Source organism: Azospirillaceae bacterium (genome assembly GCA_028283825.1).
GTDB lineage: Bacteria > Pseudomonadota > Alphaproteobacteria > Azospirillales > Azospirillaceae > Nitrospirillum.
Genome location: JAPWJW010000005.1, coordinates 1 through 22,119, shown reverse-complemented (window position 1 = coordinate 22,119; position 22,119 = coordinate 1). Strand labels below are relative to the sequence as shown.

General features: G+C 69.6%; 13 protein-coding genes. 5 read left to right on the top strand and 8 right to left on the bottom strand.

Annotation, left to right across the window (positions count from 1 at the left end; translation table 11 throughout):
• Positions 1-24: 24 nt before the first annotated feature.
• From PW843_27000 to paoA, 3 genes are read right to left on the bottom strand one after another with little or no spacing between them, the layout of a single operon-like run.
• The gene (locus PW843_27000) at positions 25-2,232 is read right to left on the bottom strand and encodes a xanthine dehydrogenase family protein molybdopterin-binding subunit (GenBank protein ID MDE1150214.1); all 2,208 of its coding nucleotides are present in this window, start codon (positions 2,230-2,232) and stop codon (positions 25-27) included.
• A 3-nt stretch (positions 2,233-2,235) separates the two neighbouring features.
• Complete coding sequence (locus PW843_26995) at positions 2,236-3,183, bottom strand: xanthine dehydrogenase family protein subunit M (protein MDE1150213.1); 948 nt, start codon at positions 3,181-3,183, stop codon at positions 2,236-2,238.
• Entirely contained in the window at positions 3,180-3,833 is a 654-nt protein-coding gene (paoA, locus tag PW843_26990; GenBank protein MDE1150212.1) for an aldehyde dehydrogenase iron-sulfur subunit, read from the bottom strand. Before paoA ends, PW843_26995 begins: the two co-directional genes overlap by 4 nt.
• A 419-nt stretch (positions 3,834-4,252) precedes the next feature.
• On the opposite strand from paoA, the gene PW843_26985 reads away from it, so the two are divergent.
• From PW843_26985 to PW843_26975, 3 genes are read left to right on the top strand one after another with little or no spacing between them, the layout of a single operon-like run.
• A complete protein-coding gene (locus PW843_26985) occupies positions 4,253-7,456 on the top strand; it encodes an efflux RND transporter permease subunit (GenBank protein ID MDE1150211.1) in 3,204 nt (1,067 codons plus the stop codon).
• Positions 7,449-8,609: an efflux RND transporter periplasmic adaptor subunit gene (locus PW843_26980; protein MDE1150210.1), complete on the top strand. Its 1,161-nt coding sequence runs from the start codon at positions 7,449-7,451 to the stop codon at positions 8,607-8,609. The genes PW843_26985 and PW843_26980 overlap by 8 nt, the downstream gene beginning before the upstream one ends.
• Positions 8,610-8,638: 29 nt before the next feature.
• Complete coding sequence (locus tag PW843_26975; protein MDE1150209.1) at positions 8,639-10,042, top strand: efflux transporter outer membrane subunit; 1,404 nt, start codon at positions 8,639-8,641, stop codon at positions 10,040-10,042.
• Between the two features lie 40 nt (positions 10,043-10,082).
• Here the strand turns inward: PW843_26975 and tehA are convergent, their stop codons facing one another.
• Positions 10,083-11,033 (bottom strand): dicarboxylate transporter/tellurite-resistance protein TehA, encoded by a 951-nt coding sequence (gene tehA, locus PW843_26970; protein ID MDE1150208.1) that lies wholly within the window; start codon positions 11,031-11,033, stop codon positions 10,083-10,085.
• Positions 11,034-11,249: 216 nt separating this feature from the next.
• On the opposite strand from tehA, the gene PW843_26965 reads away from it, so the two are divergent.
• A complete protein-coding gene (locus PW843_26965; protein MDE1150207.1) occupies positions 11,250-12,263 on the top strand; it encodes a zinc-binding alcohol dehydrogenase family protein in 1,014 nt (337 codons plus the stop codon).
• 105 nt (positions 12,264-12,368) lie between these two features.
• Entirely contained in the window at positions 12,369-12,680 is a 312-nt protein-coding gene (locus tag PW843_26960; GenBank protein ID MDE1150206.1) for a putative quinol monooxygenase, read from the top strand.
• 70 nt (positions 12,681-12,750) lie between these two features.
• On the opposite strand, the gene PW843_26955 is transcribed toward PW843_26960, so the two are convergent.
• From PW843_26955 to PW843_26940, 4 genes are all read right to left on the bottom strand, one after another.
• A complete protein-coding gene (locus PW843_26955; GenBank protein MDE1150205.1) occupies positions 12,751-13,668 on the bottom strand; it encodes a LysR family transcriptional regulator in 918 nt (305 codons plus the stop codon).
• Between the two features lie 66 nt (positions 13,669-13,734).
• Positions 13,735-20,346 (bottom strand): hypothetical protein, encoded by a 6,612-nt coding sequence (locus PW843_26950; protein MDE1150204.1) that lies wholly within the window; start codon positions 20,344-20,346, stop codon positions 13,735-13,737.
• A gap of 102 nt (positions 20,347-20,448) precedes the next feature.
• Positions 20,449-21,480: a hypothetical protein gene (locus tag PW843_26945; GenBank protein ID MDE1150203.1), complete on the bottom strand. Its 1,032-nt coding sequence runs from the start codon at positions 21,478-21,480 to the stop codon at positions 20,449-20,451.
• Positions 21,450-22,119, bottom strand: a 670-nt coding sequence (locus PW843_26940) for a hypothetical protein (protein MDE1150202.1), incomplete at its 5' end; no start/stop codon positions are given. The genes PW843_26940 and PW843_26945, both read right to left, overlap by 31 nt.

Below are 22,119 nucleotides of genomic sequence, written 5' to 3'. Positions count from 1 at the left end.
CCTTTCCCGTCGCTGCCGGCGGTGTCACACCGCCGGCATGCGGCCGATCAGCTTGTCCAGGGTGATGGGATAGTCGCGCACCCGCACGCCGGTGGCGTTGTGCACGGCGTTGGCGATGGCCGCCGCCACGCCGCAGATGCCCAGTTCGCCCACGCCGCGCCCCTTCATGGGCGACATGGTGGGGTCGACCTCCTCCAGGAAGACCACTTCCTGATGCGGGATGTCGGCATGGACCGGCACCTCATACCCCGCCAGGTCGTGGTTGACGAAAAAGCCGTGGCGGGTGTCCACCACCAGTTCCTCCATCAGCGCCGCCCCGGCGCCCATGGTCATGGCGCCGATCATCTGGCTACGCGCCGCCTTCGGGTTCAGGATGCGGCCGCAGGAACAAACGGCCAGCATGCGGCGCAGGCGGATTTCGGCCGTGTCGGCGTCCACCCCCACCTCCACGAAATGGGCGCCGAAGCTGGCCTGCTGCAACTGCTTGCGGAAGTCGCCGTATTCCATGGTGTCCTCGCCCACCAGTTCACCATCACGGGCGGCATCGGCCAGGGGACGGGTATGACCTTCGGTGCGCACCCGGCCGTCGGCGAAATCCACCTCGGCCACGTTGAAGCCCAGCTTGGCCGCCACCGCCTCCCGCAGCTTCACGCACGCGGCATAGACGCCGGCGGTGGAACTGATGGCGCCGAACTGCCCGCCGGAACCGGCGGAAACGGGGAAGGTGGAATCGCCCAGCCGCACCACCACCCGCTCCAGCGGCAGGCCCATCATCTCCGCCGCCGTCTGCGCGATGATGGTGTAGCTGCCGGTGCCGATGTCGGTCATGTCGGTCTCGACCGTCACCATGCCCCGCCCGTCCAGCCGCACGCGGGCGCCGGACTTCATCAAGGGGCTGGCGCGGTAGGCCGCCCCGACACCCATCCCCACCAGCCAGCGCCCGTCGCGCACCCGGCCCGGCGCCGGCTTGCGGTCGCCCCAGCCGAACCGCTCCGCCCCCTGGCGCAGGCATTCCACCAGGTGACGCTGCGAGAAGGCGTGGTCCGGCGTTTCCGGATTGACCTGGGTGTCGTTCAGGACGCGGAACTCGATGGGGTCCAGGCCCAGCTTTTCCGCCATCTCATCCATCGCCACCTCCACCGCCATGGAACCGGGGGCATCGCCCGGCGCCCGCATGGCATTGGCCTCCGGCAAATCCAGGGTGGCCAGGCGGGTCGCGGCCAGGCGGTTGGCGCCGGCATACAGCGGGCGCGACGACAGCACCACGTTCTCCGGCTTGCCGTGCTCCAGGTTGCCGGACCAGCCCTCATGCGCCAGGGCGGTGATGTGGCCATCCTTGTCAGCACCGATGCAGATGCGCTGGATGGTGGCGCCGCGATGGGTGGTGTTGTTGAACATCTGCGGCCGGGTCAGCGCCACCTTCACCGGCCGGCCTGCCGCCCGCGCGCCCAGTGCGGCCAGCACGGCGTCGGCGCGCACGAACAGCTTGCCGCCGAAACCGCCGCCGATATAGGGCGAGCTGAGGCGGATGCTCTCCTTCGGCATCTGCAGCGTCTCGGCCACGTCGGTGCGGCCCCAGTCTATCATCTGGTTGGACGTCCACAGCGTCAGCCGGTCGCCGTCCCACGCGGCGATGGTGGCGTGCGGTTCCATCATGGCGTGGGCCTGGCCCGGCGTGGTGTATGTCGCGTCCAGCTTCACAGCGGCGCTGGCATAGGCGCCTTCGAAGTCGCCGAAATGCGGATCGTCCTTCTGCGCCTGGGGCAAGCCGCCGTCCGACTTTTCCGCCCGGGCGGCGGCCAGGTCGAAGGCGCCCTTGTCCTTCACATAGCGCACCTGGACCAGGCCGGCGGCGGTGCGCGCCTGTTCGAAGGTCTCCGCCACCACCACGGCCACCGCCTGGTGATAGTGCTGGACCTCCGGCCCGGCCAGCAGCTTGGCGATGTTCCATTCGCCCTTGCCCAGGGGGCCGGCATTGTCGGCGGTGACGATGGCCAGCACGCCCGGCGCCGTCCGCGCCCGGCCAAGGTCGATGGAACTGATCCAGCCCTTGGCGATGGCCGCCCCCAGGACGAAGCCATAGGCCTGGTTGGCCACCACGTCGTGCCGCTCATAGGCGTAAGGGGCCGTGCCGGTCGTCTTCAGCGGACCCTCCACCCGGTCGGTGGCATGGCCGATGACCTTCTGCCGGTCGATGGGGTTGGGGGCGGTGGCGGGTTGGTCGAACTTCATGGGTCAGGCCCTCGCCTCTTCCAGCACGGCGTGCAGCGTGCGTTCCACCAGGGGCAGCTTGAAGGCGTTTTCCGCCGTCGGCCGGGCACCCGCCAGCAGGCGGCCGGTCACGGCCTTGGCGCCGTGCGGCATCTCCGCCTCCGCCGCCTCCACCCGCCAGGGCTTCGGCGCCACGCCGCCCAGGGCCACGCGGCCGGTGCCGTCCGGTTGCACCACCGCCGCCACCGACACCAGGGCGAAGGCGTAGGAGGCGCGGTCGCGCACCTTGCGGTACAGGTGCCGGCCGCCCAGGGGCGGGGGCAGGGTCACGGCGGTGACCAGTTCGCCCGGCGACAGCGCCGTTTCCACCTCCGGCGTGCGGCCCGGCAGGCGGTGGAAATCGTTAAGGGGGATGCGGTGGGTGGTGCCGTCGGGCCTGACCGTTTCCACCGTCGCGTCCAGCAGCCGCATCGCCACCGCCATGTCGCTGGGGTGGACGGCGATGCAGGCCTCACTCACGCCCACCACCGCGTGCGGCCGGCTGAACCCGCCCAGGGCGGCACAGCCGCTGCCCGGCCGCCGTTTGTTGCAGGGCTGGTTGGTGTCGTAGAAATAGGGGCAGCGGGTGCGTTGCAGCAGGTTGCCGGCGGTGGTCGCCTTGTTGCGCAACTGGCCCGAGGCGCCGGCCACCAGGGCCCGCGACAGCACGGCATAGTCGCGCCGCACGCGGGCGTCGGCAGCCAGGTCGGTGTTGCGCACCAGGGCGCCGATGCGCAAGCCGCCCTCCGGCGTCGCCTCCATCGTGTCCAGCGCCAGGCCGTTGACATCGACCAGGTGGGTGGGCGTCTCGATCTCCAGCTTCATCAGGTCCAGCAGGTTGGTGCCGCCGGCGATGAAGCGGACGCCGGGGACCTGTGCCGCGGCGGCGGCCTCGGCCGGGGTGCGGACGCGTTGATAGGTGAAGGGCCTCATGCGTTTCCTCCCCCCACCTCGCCGATGGCGGCCAGGATGTTGGCGTAGGCGCCGCAGCGGCAGATGTTGCCGCTCATCCGTTCGCGGATCTCCGGCGCGGTCAGGGCGGGCGGCTGCGTCAAATCGTCCGTCACGTGGCTGGGGATGCCGGCCTTGACCTCATCCAGCACGGCGACGGCGGAACAGATCTGCCCCGGCGTGCAATAGCCGCACTGATAACCGTCGTGCTTCACGAACGCCGCCTGCAAGGGGTGCAGCCGGTCCGGCGTGCCCAACCCTTCGATGGTGGTGACCTGGTCGCCCCCGTGCATCACCGCCAGGGTCAGGCAGGAATTGATGCGCCGGCCGTTCACCAGCACGGTGCAGGCGCCGCATTGGCCATGGTCGCAGCCCTTCTTGGTGCCGGTCAGGCGCAGGTGTTCGCGCAGCGCGTCCAGCAAGGTGGTGCGGGTATCCACCGTCATGTCCCGGGCCCCGCCGTTCACGGTCAGCAACACCCGGGCCATCACCGGATCCAGGACCGGACCCGGGGCCCCGCCAAAGATTCCAGCCTGCGGATTTGCCGACGCCGGCACGGCCGTCACCGCGGCGGAGGCGGCGCTTCCGACCAGCACGCCCCGGCGGGAGACGGCGGATCTATCTTTCCTCATATCCATGACTCTGCCTTTTGTCAGAGTGGGTTAGGCCTGAAGGAGCCCTCCGGAAAACCCGGCAAGGAATGTAAGCAACCCAGGCCCGCGCGACGGGACGGTCGTACGCGCGCGTAACAATTCGGGTACTAACGATACGGGCAGTTGTGATATTAACCCCACCGATGGGACAGGGGGGCATGAGACGATCTGCCGACTACCGGGCCGGCGGGCATCGGGGTCATAACGGTCTGGATCCGACCCTGGTTCCATTCATGAATGGGACAGATGGGTTCGTGCGGTTTCCGCCGCCTAATAAGATAATCGGCCGTCGCCTATAATCAGGCGGGCCAATCTCCGCGGAACGTCATCGTCCCGGCGGGGCGTCGCCTTGCGTATTTTTCGTCGTCGCTGAAGTTCTATTGCCGGAGTCCGTTGACTTGATCGCATTAGTCCGCACCGCGCTCGCGCGCCCGCTGACGTTCATCGTCATGGCCATCCTGATCCTGATCGTCGGCGTGCTGTCGGCCATCCGGACGCCGGTGGACATTTTCCCGGACATCCGCGTGCCGGTGATCGCCGTGGCCTGGAACTACACCGGCCTGTCGCCGGATGACATGGCCGGCCGCATGGTGACGCCGTTCGAACGCGCGCTGACCACCACGGTCAACGATATCGAGCATATCGAAAGCCAGTCGATGCAGGGCATCGGCATCATCAAGATCTTCTTCCAGCCGGGCGTGAACATCCCGATGGCGACGGCCCAGGTGACGTCGATTTCCCAGACGATCCTGCGCCAGCTGCCGCCGGGCACCACCCCGCCGCTGATCTTGAACTACAGCGCCGCCACCGTGCCCATCATTCAGCTGGCGCTGTCGGGCAAGGGCCTGTCGGAAGGCCAGATCTTCGACCTGGCGCAGAACCAGGCGCGCCCGCCCCTGGTCATGGTGCCGGGTGCGGCCATCCCCTACGCCTCGGGCGGCAGCGTGCGCCAGATCCAGGTGGACGTGGATCCCGAAGCCCTGCAGTCCAAGGGCCTGTCCGCGCAGGACGTGGGCAACGCGCTGGCGTCCCAGACCCAGATCACGCCCGCCGGCTTCGCCAAGATCGGCGCCTACCAGTACACCGTCCACCTGAACAACGCGCCCGGTGCCGCCACCGACCTGAACGACATCCCCATCAAGGTGGTGAACGGCGCCACCATCTACATGCGCGACGTGGCCCATGTGCGTGACGGCAACGCCCCGCAGACCAACGTGGTGCATGTGAACGGCGGCCGGTCGGTGCTGATGACCGTGTTGAAAAGCGGCGCCACCAGCACCCTGTCCATCGTCCAGGGCATCAAGGACACCCTGCCCCACATCCAGCAGGTCCTGCCCGACACCCTGAAGGTGGTGCCCATCGGCGACCAGTCGGTGTTCGTGAAGGCCGCCATCAAGGGTGTCGTGACCGAAGGCGGCATCGCCGCCGCCCTGACCTCGCTCATGATCCTGCTGTTCCTGGGCTCATGGCGGTCGACGCTGGTCATCGCCGTGTCCATCCCGCTGGCCGTGCTGTCGGCCATCATCGGGCTGTCGTTCACCGGCAACACACTGAACATCATGACCCTGGGCGGCCTGTCGCTGGCCGTCGGCATCCTGGTGGACGACGCCACCGTGGCGATCGAGAACATCAACCGCCACCTGGAGATGGGCAAGGCCGTGCGCCAGGCCATCCTGGACGGTGCGAAGGAGATCGTGACCCCGGCCTTCGTCTCGCTGTTGTGCATCTGCATCGTCTTCGTGCCGATGTTCTTCCTGCCGGGTGTCGCGGGCTTCCTGTTCGTGCCGCTGGCGCTGGCGGTGGTGTTCGCCATGATCGCGTCCTTCGTGCTGTCGCAGACGGTCGTGCCCACCATGGTGCTGTTCATCCTGAAGCCGCACGTCCCGGAGGAAGACCATGAGGGCCATGGTCACGCCGCCCCCCGGCGGTCGCGCAACCCGCTGGTCCGCTTCCAGCAAGGGTTCGAGCGGCGGTTCGAGGCGTTCCGCGCCGGCTACGGCCGCATCCTGGAAAAGGCGCTGTCGGTGCCCAAGCCCTTCGTGCTGACCTTCCTGTGCCTGGTCTGCCTGTCCTTCCTGTTGATCCCCTTCCTGGGCCGCAACTTCTTCCCCACCGTGGACGCGGGCGCCATGTCCATGCATGTCCGCGCGCCCGTGGGCATGCGCATCGAGGAAACGTCGGCGCAGTTCGACCGTGTCACCCGGCGCATCCGCCAGCTGATCCCGGAAAGCGACCTGGCGTCCATCGTCGACAACATCGGCCTGCCCAACAGCGGCATCAACACCATCTACGGCACGTCCGGCACCGTCGGTCCCCAGGACGGCGACATCCTGATCCAGCTGAAGGAAGGCCACGCGCCCACGGCGGAATACGTCCAGAAGCTGCGGGAAGAGCTGCCCAAGTCCTTCCCCGGCACCCAGTTCGCCTTCATGCCGGCCGACATCACCGGCCAGATCCTGAACTTCGGCGCCCCCGCCCCGATCGACATCCTGATCCAGGGCAACAACGCCGCCGGCAACGAGGTCCTGGCCAATGAGATCCTGCGCCGCCTGACCCACATCCCCGGCGTGGCCGACGCCCGCATCCAGCAATCGTCGCGGTACCCCCAGCTGGACGTGAACATCGACCGCAGCCGCATCGGCCAGTACGGCCTGACGGAACGGGACGTGACCTCGGCCGTCGCCGGTTCCCTGGCCGGCACGGCGCAGACCGCCCCGGTGTTCTACCTGAACCCGCAGAACGGCGTCTCATACCCCGTGGTGGCGCAGACGCCGGAACGGCAGATCGGCTCGGTCGACGACCTGTCCAACATCCCGGTCACCGGTGCCGACAACAGCAACTCGCAAATCCTGGGCGGCCTGGGCAGCATCGTGCGCACCCACGCCGCGGCCGTCGTCACCCATTACAACATCGCGCCGGCCATCGACATCTACGCCAACACCAACGGCCGGGACCTGGGCGCCGTGGCGTCCGACATCAACAAGGTGCTGGACGATGTGAAGGCCAACGTGCCGCGCGGCAGCACGGTGCAGCTGCGCGGCCAGTACGTCACCATGCAGACCGCCTTCTCCGGCCTGATCTTCGGCCTGATCGGCGCCATCGTGCTGATCTACCTGCTGATCGTGGTGAACTTCCAAAGCTGGCTGGACCCGTTCGTCATCATCACCGCCCTGCCGGGCGGCCTGGCCGGCATCGTGTGGATGCTGTTCCTGACCCACACCACCCTGTCGGTCCCGGCCTTGACCGGCGCCATCATGTGCATGGGCGTGGCCACCGCCAATTCCATCCTGGTGGTCAGTTTCGCCCGCGAACGGCTGGCGGAACTGGGCGACGCCACGGCGGCGGCGATGGAGGCCGGCATGACCCGCTTCCGCCCCGTGCTGATGACCGCCCTGGCCATGATCATCGGCATGGTGCCCATGTCCCTGGGCCTGGGCGACGGCGGCGAGCAGAACGCCCCCCTGGGCCGGGCCGTCATCGGCGGCCTGAGCGTCGCCACCCTGGCCACCCTGATTTTCGTCCCTGTCATCTTCAGCCTTGCCCATCGGCGCAAGGCCGGCGCGCCGCGGGCCGCCGATCGTATGGAGGAAGCACATGTCTGATCGCGGCAACAGCCGGCTGAAGCTGGTCGGCGCCGTCGTGGCCGTCGGCGCCCTGGCGGCGGTGGGCACGGGTATCGTCGGCCGCAGGCAGGACGAACACAAGCTGGCCACCTGGACGGCGGAACAGGCGGTGCCGGCGGTGGCGACCATCAAGCCGTCGCCCATCAAGTCGGGCGGCGTCCTGACCCTGCCCGCCGCCTTGCAGGCCCTGAACAGCGCGCCCATCTACGCCCGCACCCAGGGGTATGTGCAGCGCTGGCTGGTGGACATCGGCGACAACGTCAAGGCCGGCCAGACCCTGGCCCTGCTGGACGCGCCGGAAATCGACCAGCAGCTGGCGGCGGCCAAGGCCGACCTGCAGACAGCACTGGCCAACCAGAACCTGGCCGACAGCACCGCCAAGCGGTGGAGCGGCATGCTGGCCAAGGATGCCGTGTCCAAGCAGGAAACGGATGAGAAGCTGGGCGATCTGGCCGCCAAGACCGCCGTCACCAACGCCGCCAAGGCGCAGGTGCTGCGGCTGGAGGCGCTGGCCGGCTTCAAGCTGCTGGTCGCCCCGTTCGACGGCGTGGTCACCAGCCGGTCGGTGCAGATCGGCGCGCTGGTGAACGCCGGCAACGCCGCCGCCCAGCCCCTGTTCACCGTGGCCGACGTCAGCCGCATCCGCGCCTATGTCCGGGTGCCGCAGCAAAGCTCCGCCGGCCTGAAGGAAGGCATGGCGGTGAAGATGAGCCTGCCGGAATATCCCGGCCGCGCCTTCACCGCCAAACTGACCCGCACGGCCCAGGCCATCGACCCGGCCTCGGGCACCTTGCTGGTGGAATTGCAGATCGCCAACGACGACCGCGCCCTGAAGCCCGGCGCCTATGCCCAGGCGGACTTCCCCTTGCAAGGGGAGAGCAAGACCGTGACCCTGCCGCCCAGCGCCCTGCTGTTCGGGGAGCACGGCATGCAGGTGGCGGTGCTGGGCGCCGACGGCAAGGCGGAACTGCGCCCCGTCACCCTGGGCCACGACCAGGGCAAGGTGATTGAGGTCACGGCCGGCCTGGGCGCCGATGAGACCGTGATCGACAACCCGCCGGAATCCCTGCGGACCGGCGACGCCGTGCGGCTGGCCAACACGACGGAGAAGGTGGCCGATGCCGCGAAATAAGAAAGCATTGGGCGCTGGCCAGCCTGCTGTTGGCCGGGGCCTGCAACCTGGCACCGGACTACAAGCCGCCGGTGGTGGATGCCGGCAACGCGTTCAAGGAAACGGGTCCGCAAGAAAGTGGACCGTGGCAGAAGGCCGGCGTGGCCGTGCCCGCCACCGGCAAGTGGTGGGACCTGTTCGGCGACGCGGTGCTGAGCGGGCTTGAGGACCGGATCGAGGCCGGCAACCCCAGCCTGGCGTCCGCCGTGGCCCGCTATACCCAGGCGACGGCCATCGTCACCCGTGACCGCGCCAACCTGCTGCCGACGGTGGACATGGCCGCGCAGGCCGGGCGCAGCCGGGTTTCCGCCCGCCGCCCGCTGAGCACCGGGTCGGCCGAGACCTACAACAACTATATCGTCGGCCCGTCGCTGAGTTATGAGCTGGACCTGTTCGGCGGCGTGCACAACGGCGTGGTGGCCGCCGAGGCCAGCGCCGACGCCGCCCAGTCCGACGTGGCGGCCGTGCGCCTGGGCCTGCAGGCCCAGTTGGCCAGCGTCTATTTCGACCTGCGCGAACTGGACGCCCGCACCACCCTGCTGACCGACACGGTGACGGCCTATCAGCGGGCCTTCGACCTGACCTCCACCCGGCACGACCAGGGCGGAGCGTCGGGCATAGATGTGGCCCGGTCTGAGGCGCAGCTGGCCACGGCGCAAGCCGAGCTGGACGCCGTCGTGGCACTGCGCGCCGGGGATGAGCACGCCATCGCCATCCTGCTGGGCGACGTGCCGGCGCATTTCACCTTGGCGGCCTCCAACGACCGGCTGTCGCCGCCGCAAATCCCGACGGCCGTGCCCTCCACCCTGCTGGAACGGCGGCCCGACGTGGCGGCGGCGGAACGGCGGGTGGCGGCGGCCAACGCCCAGATCGGCGTCGCCCGCGCCGCCCAGTACCCCAACATCACCCTGGGCCTGTCCGGCGGCTATCAGTCGACCTACGGCAACCTGTTCCAGACGGCCAACAATTACTGGTCCCTGGGCCCGCTGTCGGCGACCATGCCGCTGTTCGACGGCGGCGCCACCGAGGCCGGCGTGCGCATCAGCAAGGCGCAGTACGACCAGGCGGTGGCCGATTACCGCCAGACCGTGCTGACCGCCTTCCGCGAGGTGGAGGACGATCTGGCCACGGCGCGGCAGCTGGTGAGCCAGGAACGCAACCAGACCCGGGCCGCCACCGCCGCCGACCACGCCCGCGACCTGGCGCTGACCCGTTACCAGGACGGCGCGTCGGATTACCTGGAGGTGGTGACGGCGCAGACCGCGGCCCTGGATGCGGAACGCGCCCTGCTGGACGTGCGCAGCCAGCGCCTGCGCCTGGCGACCGACACGGTGCGGGCCCTGGGCGGCCTGTACCAGCCGACGGCGGCCGAGGTGCAGGGCGCCGTGCAGTAATATCAGACGGGCGTGGGCTTGAAGCTCACGCCCGTTTTGCTCAGGCAATCGGTCGGGAGAATACCCGCCGGCCAACCAGATAAACCGACCCCAGCGCCACAATACCCACCAGCAGGTTGGCACCCGCGAACAGGATGGGCGCCAGGACGGCCATGGGGCCCTGGTCCCCCGCCGCGACCATACGCAAGGGGGCGGCCGCCAGGGCGGTGGCGCCAAAGGTGAAGGCCCAATAGCCGGGCCCGAACGGCTGTTTCAGAATCCAGGGCGCCAGGCGCAGCAGGACCAGGGCCTGCAACAGTCCATACCCCACCAGCATGTAGGCGACCAAATCGGGCCGGCCGCCATTGACGCCCAGATAGGCGACGGCGCCCACCACCGGCGGCGCCAGCTGGATGCCCAGGGTGGGGCGCAAGGGGGGCGGCAGGGCGGGGCCGTTGTACAGACGGCGCAGCAGCACGGATTCGATGGCCAGCCAGGCGAACACCCCGGCGCCGAACGCCAGCCGCGCCCAATCGGCACGGCCCAGCGCGGCGGCGACCACCGCCGTGACGAAGGATCCCGCCACCGCCGGCAGGTACAGCACGGGCGTGGTCGCACCCTCATCCCGTTCACCCTGCCACAGCCCGCCGGTGCGCCAGACGGCGAAGGCCAGGGTGAAGGCGGCACCGGCGATCAGCAGGCCTTCCGCCACCCGGGGCGCATGCGGGACGGCGGCCCCGGCCACCAGCATCGTGGCGACGCCCACCAGGCCGATGAAACAGCACTGCACGGGGTGGCGCGCCTCCTCCATCGCGGCGGCGCGGTCGACCAGCCATTTGGCGGCATACAGCACCAGCAGGGCCAGCCACACCACAGAGGCCAGCAGCATCAGCCCTTCGCCCACCACCGCCGGCAGGCCCCAGGCCAAATGCGCCCACCGCCAGGCGCCGCCCAGGCCGGCCAGGCCCAGCACGCTGCCGAAATACGCCGCCGGAATTCTCACCAATGCCATGAGGTCGCCTCCTGCCGTCATCGGGAATTGGGGAGTGTCGCGCCGCTTACGTTGTCCTACCAGTTCCGCAACGTCCCCGTGCCCGGAATATCACCAGGCAGGCGGGTCACTTCCATGCATTTCCGTATAAAGACCGTACGATTTACGCCATGGCTGAAACATGAATGCATGATCCATGCTCCGGGCATCCAACAAGCCCCCGAGAGGATGCGCATCATGAAAGCCATCGGCTATTACACCCCCGGCCCCATCGACCGCGCCGACGCCCTGGTCGACCTCGACATACCCGCCCCGACGCCGGGCCCGCGCGACCTGCTGGTGCGGATCAAGGCGGTGTCGGTCAACCCGGTGGACACCAAGGTTCGCGCCGGCGCCCAGCCGGCGGAAGGCCAGGCCCGCATCCTGGGCTGGGACGCCGCCGGCATCGTCGAGGCTGTCGGGCCGGAAGTGACGCTGTTCAAGGTGGGGGATGAGGTCTTCTACGCCGGCGACCTCAGCCACCCCGGCACCAACGCCGAACTGCACGCGGTGGACGAACGCATCGTGGCGCTGAAGCCGCGCACCCTGTCCTGGGCCCAGGCCGCGGCCCTGCCCCTGACCGCGATCACCGCCTGGGAACTGCTGTTCGACCGCCTGCGCGTGCCCTACGGCCGCAAGCGGGCGGGCGGGTCCATCCTGATCCTCAACGGGGCCGGCGGTGTCGGCTCCATCCTCATCCAGCTGGCGCGCCGCCTGACGGGCCTGACGGTCATCGCCACCGCCTCGCGGCCTGAGACCATCGTCTGGGCGCGGGACATGGGCGCCCACCATGTCATCGACCACCACCAGCCGCTGGACCGGGAACTGATCCGCATCGGCATTCCGGAGGTGGAGTACCTGGCCGGCCTGACGGGATCGGACAGGCAGCTGCCCTACCTGCCCACCATCATGGCGCCCCAGGGCCACGTGGCCCTGATCGACGACCCGAAATCCTTCGACATCGTGCCGCTGAAGCGCAAGTCCATCACCGTGGCGTGGGAACTGATGTTCACCCGGTCGCTGTTCGGGACCGCCGACATGGTCGAGCAGCACAAGCTGTTGCAGGAGGTGGCGCATCTGGTGGACACGGGCGTGCTGAAGACCACGCTGACCCATGAGACCGGCCCCATCAACGCCGCCACCCTGAAGGCCGTCCACGCCATCGTGGAAAGCGGCACCGCCATCGGCAAGACGGTGCTGACGGGGTTCTGACCCGCGCGCCGATTGTCGCGATGGGGTGGACAAGTGCCGCCAAGCCCATGAATTATAACGGGGCCGGACCCATGCCGGCCCCGTTCCGCTGAAGTGAGAGCCACAATGACGACGACCGTTTCCCCCGACCAGATCCAGCTTGTCGCCTACCTGACGGCGAAGCCCGGCCGGGAACAGGCGCTGGCCGACGCCATGGCCGCCCTGGTGCCGCTGGTGCTGGCGGAGCCGGGCTGCATCGCCTACACCGCCCACATCAGCCGCACCGACCCCGCCACCGTGGTGATGTATGAGGTCTGGGCCGACCAGGCCGCCCTGGATGTTCACGCCAAGGGCGCCAACCTGGCCAGTCTGGCCGCCCGGTTCGACGAATTGCTGGGCGCGCCCCTGCGCCTGGAGCCCCTGCGCCGCATCGCCTGACCCTCAGCCGGCCGCATGCGTTTCGAACCCATGTAGGCTGCGACCGCAACCGCCGACGCCTGAGGCCGGCTTAAGCCACCAGATGGTCCAGCAGGGCCCTGAGGCGGGCCAGGCGGCGCAGGTCGCGGTGATAACCCAGCCAGACCTCCCGCGCCGGCGGCGGCTCGCCCAGGTCCACCTCGACCAGCGGGTGGCCCACCGCCACCGCGCGGGGCAGGACGGCCAGGCCGGCCCCGGCGGCGCAGGCCGCCGCCTGCACGTCGCGGCTGTTGCTGCGCAGGGCGAAACCCGCCTCGGGAAAATGGCGGCGCAGCCAGGCGACGTCGGCCTGGGTGCTCAACTGGCTGTCCATGGCGATCAGGCTGTGGCCGGCGCCATCGCCCCGGGGCATCCCCCGCCGCTCAAGATAGGCCGGGGCGGCGTACAGGCCGTAGGGCACGGTCATGAACCGCCGCTGCACGATGTCCGGCCCGTCGAAGGGCAGGAAACGGAACACCAGGTCGGCGTCGCGGCGGTTCAGGTCGAACAGGCGGGAATCGACCACCAGTTCCACCGTCACCTTGGGGTGCCGGATGGAAAAGCCGGCCAGGGCCGGGGCCAGGATCTGGCGCCCGAACCATTCCGATGAGGACAGGCGCAACAGCCCCTCCAGCCCCCGTCCATCCCCCACCAGCCGCCGCTCCAGGGCCAGCGCCTCGGCCTCCATCCGGTCGGCGTATTGCAGCATGACCTCGCCGTCGTCGGTCAGGCGGAATCCCGCCGGCGTGCGCTGGAACAGGGTGATGCCCAGCCGCCCCTCCAGCGCCTTCAGGCGCCGGCCGGCCGTGGGCTGCGTCAGGTTCAGGCGGGGGGCGGCGGCACTCAAGGTACCGGCCCGGGCGATGGCCAGGAACAGGCGCACATCATCCCATTCCAGGGTCGAGGTCTCGGTGGGGGGCTTGGTGGACTTCACGGGGGAAAGACCGCTGGCGTAGGGGTGTTCGACCATAAAGAAAAACCCCGCCGGCGGCCACCGGCGGGGTTTTGTTTGGGTTGTCCGCTTGGGGTTGCGGGATCAGAAGTCCCAGGAGGCGCGCAGGACGCCGCCGTGGCTCTGGTAGTCGCGGCGGTATTCGCCGTTGTACTCCAGCCGCAGCTTGAATCCCCCGCCCTGGTCCAGGGTGGTGCCCAGGTTCAGCGCCAGGCCGTCGGTGTTGATCCGCCCGGTGGTGCTGGCGAACGCCACGCCGGCCAGCACGCCCGTCGTCGGGATGGGGCCGTCCTTGAAGTCATGCAGCCAGGCCACCTTCAGGTCCGGCATAAACGTGCCCAGGCCGGTGTGCACGTCCGTCGTCACCTTCACCCCCAGCTCCTGCGTCAGCGCCGTCGTGCCCAACGGGTCCACCGTCAGGTTCGCCGGACCCGCGTCCCGCTCCTGGTAGCCATGGTTGGTCAGGCGCACCGCCCGCAGGCTGTATTGCGGCGTGAACGTCAGCGCCCCCTGCTTGGGCAGGTCGTACCCCACCGTCACCTTGCCCAGGTACTGCTCGCCACCATAGTTGGCGTTGGCACGGGCGCCCAGGAAGGCGATGTCGCGCCGCTGGTCGAAGTGGTTGTAGCCGAAGCCCAGCTGGCCCTCCACCGACAGACGCTGGTCCGACCAGTCCGGACGCCAGACGCTGTAGGCCGTCAGCTGGTAGCTGCCCACCCGCGTCAGGCTGCCCGCCATCACCCCCTGGCCCACCGACGCGCTGTTGATCCAGCTGAACGCCATGCCCGCCATCAGTTCGGAGTTGGCGAACCAGTCCGCCCCCAGCACGATGCCCGCACTGCTGGCCCGGTACCCGGCCGCCTCCGTCGTCGTGCCGCGCAGCACGCCCGCCCCCACGACCTCGCCCCAGATCACCCCGGTACGGCCGTCGGAGCCCGCCGCCAGGCCCTTGCCGTCTCCGTCCATCAGGCCCGCCACCTGGTCCTGGTGCTGGCTGATGGCCGTGGTGGTCGGCGTCACCGACGTCGCCGTCAGCTGCGGTGTCAGCTGGCTGGGCGACAGCTGCGCCACCGCCGTCCGCTGCGCCGTCGGCGTCAGGGTCGCCAACGGCGCCAGCACCTGCTGCTGGAAGGCCGCCAGCTGCGTGTTGGTGGTGATGCTGTTGCCGGCCAGGGCCGCGATCCGGTCCAGCGCCGATCCCGTGCCCACCGCCGCACCGCCCTGGGCGTTGCCCACCGAGGTGTAGTTGGTGGCGGCCCCCGCCACCTTCAGCACCAGCTCCGTCACGTTGCCCACCGTCACCAGGTTGCTGGTCACGGTGTAGCCGGTGGCGCTGAAGCTCAGGCCGCTCAGGTTCAGCCCGTTGGCCGAGGCGATGGTGTAGGTACCGGCCTGCAAGGCGCCCGCCCCGCTGCCCACGCCCTGCAGCGCGATCGACCCGCCGGTGAACGCCGCACTGCCGCTGATCACCAGGTTGCCGTAGTTGGTCTGCGACGTCACCCCGATCACCAGGCTGCCCGCACTCTGGCTGTAGCTGCCGGCGATGTTGATCGCGTTGTTCACCAGCAGGGTCGCCCCGCTGTTGAACACCGTGTGGCTGCCAACATCGATGCTGTCGTTCAGCAGCTGCACCCCGCCGGTGAACCGCACGTTGGACAGGGTGTTGCTGATGGTGCCGACGCTGCCGTTGTACCCGGTCAGCGTCCCCGGGGCCGCGTCCGTGCCGCCGTTGATGACCAGGTCACCGGCCGACAGGTTGGTGATGTTGCCCGCCAGCGTGCCGCTGTTGGCGAGCGTGCCCAAGGTCCCGGTGGCCGCGATGTACAGGGCGGTGGGCGAGGACACCACCCCCGTCACGTTCAGCGTGTCCAGGCTGGCGCCGATGTAGTCGTTGGCAGCCGCCGCCAGCAGGCTGGTGCCGCTGGTCACCCCGGTGGCCGACAGGCCGGTCACCCCGCTGGTCACCGTGGCCCCGGCATAGCTGGACCCCGCCCCACCCTGGATCAGGGTGATGCTGTCGCCCACGATGTAGTTGGCCGTCCCGCTGAGGCCGGCATTGACCAGGCCGCCCGTCACGCTGGCCGCCCCGCTGACCGACAGCACATGGCCGTTGGCCGACAGGGTGCCCGCCGACTGGCTGTAGTTGCCGGTGATGGCAACGTCCTGGGCCAGGCCGATATTGGCGCCGATGTTGCCGACCGTGTGGCTGGCCACGTTGATCGCATCGGCCAGGCTGACCGCCCCCGCGGCGAACACCACGTTGGCGGATGTGTTGCTGATCGTGCCGCCGCTGAACAGGCCCACCGTGCCATTGCTGCCGCCGGTGATGCTGAGGTCGCCCGACGACAGGTTGGTGATGCTGCCCACGATGGTGCCGCTGTTGGCCAAGGCCCCCAGCGTGCCGGTCGAGGCGATGTACAGCGCCGACAGACCCCCGGCGGTGTTGCCCAGGGTGCCGGTCACGACCAGCGTGCCGTAGCTGGCGCCGATGTAGTCGTTGGCCGCCACCGCCAGCAGGCTGGTGCCGCTGGTGGTGCCGGTGGCGTCCAGGCCCGTCAGGCCGCTGGTGACGGTGGCGCCCGTGTAGCTGGACCCCGCACCGCCCGTGATCATCGTCACGCTGTCGCCGACCAGGTAGTTGCCCACACTGGCCAGGCCCGCCGACACCGTGCCACCGCTCACCAGCGCCGGGCCGCTGACCGTCAGCACATGGCCGCCCACAGTCAGCGTGCCCGCACTCTGGGCATAGGTGCCGCTGACCGCCACGTCATTGGTCAGGTTGAGGCTGGCGCCGATGTTGCTGACCGTGTGCGTCCCGCCCACATCGATGGCGTCGCCCAGGGCAACCGCCCCGCCGGCGAACACCACGTTGGCCCCGGTGTTGGCGATGGTGCCGCCGGTGAACACACCCACCACGCTGCCGCTGCCGCCGGTGATGCTGAGGTCGCCCGACGACAGGTTGGTGATGTTGCCGGCGATGGTGCCGCTGTTGGCCAAGGCCCCCAGCGTGCCCGTGCGGGCGATGTACAGCGCCGTGGCACCCCCGGCCGTGTTGGCCAGCGTGCCGGTGATGGCCAGCGTGCCGTAGGCCCCGCCGATGTAGTCGTTGGCAGCCACCGCCAGCAGGTTGGTGCCGCTGGTGGTGCCGGTGGCGTCCAGGCCCGTCAGGCCGCTGGTGACGGTGGCCCCCGTATAGCTGCTGCCCTCGCCGCCCTGGATCAGGGTGACGCCGTCACCCACCAGGTAGTTGGCCGTCCCGCTCAGGCCGGCATCGACCAGGCCGCCCGTCACCACCGCCGCCCCGCTGACGCTCAGCACATGGCCCGCCACGCTCAGCGTGCCCGCACTCTGGCTGTAGGCCCCGGTGACGCTGACGTCATTCGCCAGCGTCAGGCTGGCGCCGCTGTTGCTGACCGTGTGGCCGCTCACGTCGATGGCGTCGCCCAGGCTGACCGCGCCCGACGCGAAGGTCAGGTTGGACAGGCTGTTGTGGATCGTGCCGCCGGAGAAGCTGCCCACCGTGCCGCCGGTGCCACCGGTGATCACCAGGTCGTTGGCGCTGGCGTTGACCACGTTGCCGATGATGGTCCCGCTGTTGGCCAGCGTGCCCAGGCTGCCGGCGCTGGTGATCATCACCGCCGTCGGCGCATTGATGGTGCCGCTGTTGGTCAGCGTGCCCAGCGTGCCGCTGACGTAATCGCTCAGCAGGGTCAGCAGCAGGTCGGTCGACGTCCCGTTGGTGCCGGTGCCCAGCGTGGCGCTGAAGCCCGTGGCCGCCGCCGCCAGGTTGCTGGTCGTCAGGGTCCCGCCCACCTCGGCGATGGTGTAGCTCTGCCCCGCGATCAGGTTGCTGCCCGTCAGCGCCGTCACCGCCACCGTGCCGCCGCTGAACGCCGCGTCGCCGCTGACCAGCAGCTCACCCGCCGTGCCGCTGCCGATGCCCATCGCCAGCGTGCCGTCGCTCTGCGCGTAGTTGCCCGTCACGCTGACCACGCTGGTCAGCAGGACGCTGGCCCCGCTGTTGACCAGCGTGCCCGTGCCCACATTGACCGCGTCGTTCAGCAGGATGTTGCCCGAGGCCAGCACCACGTTGGCGCCAGTGCTGGTGATCGTCCCCTGCGCCCCGGCCAGGCCGGTCAGGGTGCCCGTCACCGTGCCCGTACCGCCGGTGAAGGTCAGCGCGTTGGCGCTGGTGTTCACCACCGCGCCGGCGATGGTGCCGCTGTTGGCGATCGTGCCGATGCTGCCGCTGGTGTACAGCGCCGTGACACCCGTGATCACACCGCCGTTGGACAGGCTGGCGATGGTGCCGACGTTGGCCAGCGCCTGGCCGGAGACCGTGTTGGTGGCGCTGATCAGCCCGCTGTTGTCCACGCTGGCGATGCTGCCGCTGTTGTACAGGCCGTAGAACACGCTGCTGATGGTGCCCGTGCCCTGGTTGATCACCGCCCCGATCAGGCCGGCGTTGTTCAGCCCCGCCGCGTTGATCTCCGGCTCATCCAGCAGGCTGCCGCTGTTCAGCACCGTGCCGATGACGCCCTGGTTGTACAGCCCGATCACCCCCGTGGCCGTGCCGCTGTTGCTCACCAGGCCGATGCTGCCCAGGTTGTCGATGCCGTAGCGCGAGCCGCTCAGCACACCGCTGTTGGACAGCGTGCCGATGCTGCCCGCACTGGCGATGTAGGCCGCCGTCAGCACGCCGGCGATGGTGCCGCTGTTGTTCAGGGTCCCCAGCGTGCCGCCGATGTAGTCGTTGCTGGCCGCCAGCACCAGGTCCACGTTGGACCCCACGGTGGCCACTCCGCTGCCCAGGGTCAGGCCGGTGACGGTGGAGGTGACGCTGACCCCGCTGTAGCTGGACCCCGCACCGCCCTGCACCAGCACCACGCCCGTGCTGCTGCCCACGATGTAGTTCAGCGTCGGGTCCACGCTGGTGCTGACCGTGCCGCCGCTGATGCTGGCAACACCGCTGACCACCGCCGCGTACGTGCCCAGCACCAGCGTGCCGCTGGCCTGGCTGTAGTTGCCCGTGATGCTCAGCGTGCCGGCCAGCACCAGGCTGGCCCCGCTGTTCACCACCGTGTGGCTGCCCACGCTGATCGCGTCGCCCACCACCTGGGCCCCGCCCGCGAACACCACGTTGCTGGCCGTGTTGCTGATGGTGCCGCCCGTGAGATTGCCGCCGCTGCCGGCCACCACCAGGTCGCCCGACGACAGGTTGGTGATGTTGCCAGCGATGGTGCCGCTGTTGGCGATCGTGCCCAGCGTGGCCGTGGCCGCGTTGTAGATGGCCGTGACGCCGCTGATCAGGCCCTGGTTCGCCAGCGTGCCGATCACGCCGCTGCCGCTGTTGCTGATGCCGATGGCGGAACCGGTGATGGTCCCCAGCAGCGTGCCGAAGCCGATGTTGCCCAGCGCACTGATCGAGCCGGTGTTGTTGACACCGATGGAACCGGAGACCAGGCCCGCGTTCTGCACGATGGTCATGCTGCCGGCGTTGTTCAGGCCCGCCGTCACACCCGTCATGGTCCCGGCATTGCCCAGGCCGAAGAGCGTGCCCTGGTTGTCGACCGCCGCCCCGGTCGTGCCCAGGATGGTGCCGTAGCTGGTCAGCGTGCCGAGGTAGCCCGCATTGGCGATGCCCACCGCACCCGCCATCAGGCCGGGGCTCACCACCGTGCCCAGCGTCCCGTTCAGGATGCTGGTGATGCTACCCAGGTTGCTCACCGCCGCGCTGGAACCCAGCACCGTGCCGCTGTTGGACAGCGTGCCCAGCGTGCCGGTGCTGGCGACGTACACACCCGCCGTCGCGTTGCTGCCCAGGGTGCCGGTGTTGGTGATGCCCGCCAGGCTGTCACCGACATAATCGCTGGTCAGCACGGCGCGCAGCAGGCTGACCAGGCTGCCGGAACCGCCGCCCGAGCCCTCGCCCAGCGAGACCACGGTGTTGCCCAGCGTGGCGCCGACATGCGCCCCCAGGATCTGCGCCGCGGCACCGGTGTAGCTGGACAGGGTCGAGCCCTGGACCAGGTCCACCGTCTGGCCCGCCAGGTAATGACTGCCGGACGACAGGCTGGCCGCCACCGTGCCGCCGCTGATGCTGGCCGCACCGCTGACCACCAGCTCGCTGCCGGTGTTGAGGGCCAGGACACCCGATGCCTGGCTGTAGTTGCCGGTGACGCTGACGATGCTCGCCAGCAGGACGCTGGCGCCGCTGTTGGCCAGCGTGCCGGTGCCGACGTTGACCGCGTCGTTGAGCAACAGGGCGCCGCTGGCCAGCACCACGCTGGCGAGCGTGCTGGTGATGGTGCCCTGGCCCGACTGACCGGTCAGCGTGCCCACCGTGGTGCCCGTGCCGCCGGTGATGGTCAGCGCGTTGGCGCTGTTGTTGGTGATGTTGCCCTGGATCAGGCCGCTGTTGGCCAGCACACCCAGGGTGCCGGTCGAGGCGATGTACACCGCCGTGGCCGCACTCAGGGTGCCGGTGTTGGACAGCGTGCCGATGCTGCCGCCGACATAGTCGTTGTTGACCGACAGCAGGAAGGTGTTGCCGCTGATGCTGCCCGCCGCACCCAGGCCGGCCACGCCCGCAACCGCCGCCGTGGCGCCGGTGTAGCTGGACCCCGCCCCACCCTGCACCAGGGTGTAGGCGCTGCCCACCAGGTACACGCCCGTGGCCGACAGGCTGGCCAGCACCGTGCCGCCAGTGATGCTGGCCGCCCCCCGTCACCACCAGCCGGCTGACGCCGGGGTTGACCGACAGCGTGCCCGAGACCTGGCTGTAGTTGCCCGTCACCGTCACGGTGCCGCCCAGCCCCAGGCTGGCGCCGCTGTTGACCACCGTGTGGCTGCCCACGTTGAGCTGGTCGGCCAGGTCTGGCTGCCGCCCGCGAACACCACGTTGGAGGCGGTGTTGCTGATGGTGCCACCGGTCAGTGTGCCGCCGCTGCCGGCCAGCACCAGGTCGGCCGACGACAGGTTGGTGATGTTGCCGGCAATGGTGCCGCTGTTGGCGATGGTGCCCAGCGTGGCCGTGGCCGCGTTGTAGATGGCCGTGACGCCGCTGATCAGGCCCGCGTTCGCCAGCGTGCCGATCACGCCGCTGCCGCTGTTGCGGATGCCCGTCGCCGACCCGACGATGCTGCCCAGCAGCGTGCCGAAGCCGATGTTGCCCAGCGCACTGATCGTGCCGGTGTTGTTGACACCGATGGAGCCGGAGACCAGGCCCGCGTTCTGGACGATGGTCATGCTGCCGGCATTGTTCAGGCCCGCCGTCACGCCCGTCATGGTGCCGGCGTTGCCCAGGCCGAAGAGCGTGCCCTGGTTGTCGACCGCCGCCCCCGTCGTGCCCAGGATGGTGGCGTAGTTGGTCAGCGTGCCGAGGTAGCCGGCGTTGGCGATGCCCACACCGCCCGCCATCAGGCCGGGGCTCACCGCCGTGCCCAAGGTGCCGTTCAGGATGCTGGTGATGCTGCCCAGATTGCTCAGCGCGGCACTGGCGCCCAGCAGCGTGCCGCTGTTGAACAGCGTGCCCAGCGTGCCCGTGGCCGCCACATAGACCGCGTAGTCGGCGCTGATGCTGCCGGTGTTGGCGATGCTGGCCAGGCTGCCGCCGACATAGTCGTTCAGGCCCAGGACCACCAGGTTGGTGCCGCTGGTGGTGCCGCCCACCGCCAGGCCGGCCACGTTGCCGACCGCGACCGCAGCACCGCTGTAGCTGGAACCGGCGCCGCCCGCCACCAGGGTGGTGGAACTGGCCACGCCCGCCAGGTAGTTGGTGGTGCTGGACAGGCTGGCCGTCACCGTGCCGCCGGTGATGCTGTACGGCACCGCTGACCACCAGCTGGCTGGCGCCAAGGCCCAAGGTGCCGGCCGACTGGCTGTAGCCGCCGCTGACCGAGACGATGCTGGTCAGCAGGACGTTGGCGCCGCCGTTGACCAGGGTGCCGGTGCCGACATTGATGGCGTCGTTCAGCACCGGGTTGCCGGACGCCAGCACCACGTTGGCGAGCGTGCTGGTGATGGTGCCCTGGCCCGACTGGCCCGTCAGCGTGCCCACCGTGGTGCCGCTGCCGCCCGCTGATGGTCAGCGCGTTGGCGCTGTTGTTGATGACATTGCCCTGGATGACACCGGTGTTCACCAGCGTTCCCAGGTTGCCGGTCGAGGCGATGTAGACCGCCGTGGCAGCACTCAGGGTGCCGGTGTTGGACAGCGTGCCGATGCTGCCGCCGACATAGTCGTTGCTGACCGACAGCAGGAAGGTGTTGCCGCTGATGCTGCCCACCGCACTCAGGCCCGCCACGCCCGAGACCGTCGCCGTGGCGCCGGTGTAGCTGGACCCCGCCCCGCCCTGCACCAGGGTGTAGGCGCTGCCCACCAGGTACACGCCCGTGGCCAGCAGGCTGGCCAGCACCGTGCCGCCGCTGATGCTGGCCGCCCCCGTCACCACCAGCTGGCTGACGCCGGGG